Annotated in this window: 5 protein-coding genes; 4 read left to right on the forward strand and 1 reads right to left on the reverse strand. The window is 73.2% G+C overall.

What is annotated here, in order from left to right:
- Nucleotides 1–125 precede the first annotated feature (125 nt).
- The 3 genes from AEQ27_RS14580 to AEQ27_RS14590 all read left to right on the forward strand — a co-directional run bounded on the left by AEQ27_RS14580 (nt 126) and on the right by AEQ27_RS14590 (nt 2,375).
- A complete protein-coding gene (locus tag AEQ27_RS14580) occupies nt 126–962 on the forward strand; it encodes a DUF3097 domain-containing protein (RefSeq protein WP_054147329.1) in 837 nt (278 codons plus the stop codon).
- 101 nt (nt 963–1,063) lie between these two features.
- Complete coding sequence (locus AEQ27_RS14585) at nt 1,064–1,906, forward strand: hypothetical protein (RefSeq protein ID WP_054147330.1); 843 nt, start codon at nt 1,064–1,066, stop codon at nt 1,904–1,906.
- A 52-nt stretch (nt 1,907–1,958) separates the two neighbouring features.
- A complete protein-coding gene (locus AEQ27_RS14590; protein WP_054147331.1) occupies nt 1,959–2,375 on the forward strand; it encodes a DUF3054 domain-containing protein in 417 nt (138 codons plus the stop codon).
- A 24-nt stretch (nt 2,376–2,399) separates the two neighbouring features.
- Here AEQ27_RS14590 and AEQ27_RS14595 read toward each other — a convergent pair whose 3' ends face one another.
- On the reverse strand, nt 2,400–2,726 hold the full coding sequence (locus tag AEQ27_RS14595) for a hypothetical protein (RefSeq protein WP_054147332.1): 327 nt from the start codon (nt 2,724–2,726) through the stop codon (nt 2,400–2,402).
- Between the two features lie 190 nt (nt 2,727–2,916).
- Here AEQ27_RS14595 and AEQ27_RS14600 point away from each other — a divergent pair.
- Nucleotides 2,917–3,229 (forward strand): DedA family protein (locus tag AEQ27_RS14600; RefSeq protein ID WP_369813666.1); only part of this gene is annotated, 313 nt, incomplete at its 3' end.

Below are 3,229 nucleotides of genomic sequence, written 5' to 3' on the forward strand. Positions count from 1 at the left end.
CCCGCCTCCTGCCCCGTCACCCCGCCCGGGCCGTGCGCCCGGCCGCCCCGCGACACCGCCCGGAGCCGGCCCGCGCACGGGCCCGCCCCGCCCCTACCAACCCCGACCCCGCTCCGGAGGCCCCCGTGGATGACGACCGATACGGGGCCGATGTGCTCGCCGGCGACTGGAAGCGATCGTCGAAGCCCGCGCCGACGCCGACCGACGCCGTCCGCGACCTCGTGGTCGAAGAGGTCCGGTCGGGTTTCACCGGGGCGATCGTCCGCGTCGAGGCCGGTACCGTCGAGCTCGAGGACTGGAAGGGCCGGGTGCGGGCCTTCCCGATGACCGGGTCGTTCCTGATCGACGGCGCCCCCGTCGCCCTGCGCGTACCGCGGGCGGCACTGCAGGGCCGGGCACGCACGGCCTCCGGCTCGTTCGCCGTCGAGGGGGCGAAGGCCCGGGTCGCCCGTCAGAGCCGAATCTTCGTGGAGGGACGACACGATGCCGAGTTGGTCGAGAAGGTCTGGGGCTCCGACCTGCGGGTCGAGGGTGTCGTCGTCGAGTACCTCGAGGGCGTCGACCACCTGGCCGACGTGCTGCGCGACTTCCGGCCGGGGCCCGAACGGCGCGTCGGCGTGCTCGTCGACCACCTCGTGCCGGGCTCGAAAGAGAGCCGCGTCGCCGAGGGCATCGCTCGCAGTCCGCTCGGCCGCCACGTGCTCGTGGTCGGGCACCCGTTCGTCGACGTGTGGCAGGCCGTCAAGCCGGCCCGGCTCGGCATCGACGCCTGGCCCGTCGTGCCCCGCTCGGTCGAGTGGAAGCACGGCGTCTGCGAGGCGATGGGGTGGCCGCACGAGGACCAGGCCGACATCGCCCGGGCCTGGCAGCACATCCTGTCGCGCGTGCGCAGCTACGCCGACCTCGAACCGTCGGTGCTCGGCCGGGTCGAAGAGCTGATCGACTTCGTCACGTCCGGCTGAGCCCGGGCGTCTGCGCCGAGAGGCCACCTCGGGACGACGATCCCCGGGAATCGCCCGGGCGTGTCGGCTCTCGGGCCGCTTTTCGCCCTAAGTTCGAGGGCATGGCCGAGCAGATCGAGGGACGCGTCAGCTCTGCGGTCGACGCGTGGCTGCGCTGGCTGCCCCGATGGCACATCGGCACCGCCCGGGGTCGCACGCGGCCCTGTCGGGTGTGCCTCGGCTCACCCGTGGCCACGGCCGCGGGTTTCGACCACGACGTCCCGCACGCCGTGCAGCACGCGCTGCTGAACCGGATGCGGCAGATCGTCGACGACGACGTCGACGAGTACACGGCCCGCAACCTGCCGCTCGTGACGCGCGAGCTGCGACTCGCCGAGGCCCAGGAGGCGCGGGGTTACCGACCCGAGCAGGGTCTCGACCCCGAGTTCCAGGGTCTCGACCTCGACCCGGAGCCCGAACCGGGTCAGCCGTTCCTCTTCACGCTCGCCGGTCTCGCGGGGATGCCCGCGGACGACGGCCTCGTCCCGCCCGATCCGACCGTCGCGGGTGGCGAGTCCGTGGGGCCGACATCCCAGCCCGACGTCGGTGCCGCCTCCTTCGACGTCGACGACCTCGACGGCTGGTTGTTGCCGCCCGACTCGGCGACGCCGAACGACGCGCTCCCGCCGGTCGGGCCCGGCCCGGGGGGGGGGGGGGGGCATCACCCCGACCCCGCGCGGCGCGCCGAGCCGGAGCCGGTGGACTCGGAGGGGGCCGGGGCGGGGGGGCGACAGGAGATCATCCGGGCCGGCGCCCACGCCGAGTCGGGCGGCACGAGCCTGTGCCTGGCCCTCGTGCAGCACCGCCCTCGCATCGCCGAGGCGATCGACCGCCTCGTGGCCCCGCAGGTCGACGAACTGCTGGCAGAGTTGTCGCGCGCACCCGCGCAGCCGCGGTCCCGGTGAGACGGCACCGCCCGACCTGCTGCGGGTGCCGACACCACGAGAGGACCCCGAGATGACCCGCCCCACCCCGACCTCGACCACGACGACCCCGCGACGGGCCGCCGACCCGGCCTGGTGGCCCGTCGTCGTCGATCTCGTCGCCGTCCTGGCCTTCGTCGTGATCGGGCGCCGCAGTCACGCCGAAGGGCTCGACCTGCCCGGGCTGCTCGGCACCCTGTGGCCGTTCGTCGTCGGCGCGGTCGTCGGTTGGGTGAGCGTGGCGGGGGTCCGCTGGCCGCTGTCGGCCCTCCGCTCGGGCGCGGTCGTCTGGGTCTCGACCGCCGTGATCGGGGTGCTGCTGCGGGTGGTCGCCGGGCAGGGCGTACAGCTCAGCTTCGTGATCGTCACGATCGTGGTGCTCGGTGTGTTCCTCGTGGGCTGGCGGGCCGTGGTCGCTCTCGTGCGACGGGTGCGCGGCAGCCGGAGCTGAGGTCGCGGCGGCAGCCGACCCGGGTCAGCTCCGGCGCTTGACGCTGTTGTCGAGGCTGGGCTCGTCGGTGAGCACGAGGCCGGACGAGCTGTTCGACGAGGCCGTCAACTCGGTGAGCCAGTCGCGGTTGATCGACGGCACGCGACCGCCGGAGTACTTGAAGTAGAGGGGGATGCCGGCGTCCAGCCAGATGCTGCTGCGGCCGTCGCCGACCTTCTGCGTGTCACGCCACGAGAAGAAGAACGACTCGCGTCGGCGCAGCTTGGTCGCGATGACGATCTGGAGGTGTTCGAGCACGCGGTCCTCGAACTCGACCTCGATGCCCGAGGTGCCGTAGATGAGCGATCCCATGGGGGTCCTGTTTCGTGAGTGTGGCCGGCGTCGGCAACGAGTCCGACACAGGTCAATGTACCTTGCGATCAGGTGTCCACCGACAGCCGACCTCGTGAGGGCGTTGTGGGCGGACGTGCAGGCTGCCCCGCCATACTCGGGGCTGCCGATCCGTCGCGCCCCCGAGCGCCCGACCGACCACCTGGGACCCATGACCTCGACCGCCTCCGTCCTCCGCGCCTCCTCGTCCTCGAGCCAGGACGTCGTCGCCGACCTCGACGGCCTCGTCGGGTTCGCCGCCCGCGTCACCGGCCCCCTCGGCGAAGGGGGCGCCCCCCTGCTGTCTTTCGGCGAGGGGGTGTCCCCGCCGATCCCGAGCGAGATCATCCTGCCGCTGGCCGGCTTCCTCGCCGGCGCCGGGTCGATGAACATCGTGCTGTTGATCGCGTTGAGCACCCTCGGCGCCTACCTGGGCGCCCTGGTGCTCTACGGACTCGGGGCCGGGCTCGGCCTCGACCGCAGCA

The sequence above is a fragment of the Frigoribacterium sp. RIT-PI-h genome, from assembly GCF_001297205.1.
In the GTDB taxonomy this organism is placed as follows: domain Bacteria; phylum Actinomycetota; class Actinomycetes; order Actinomycetales; family Microbacteriaceae; genus Frigoribacterium.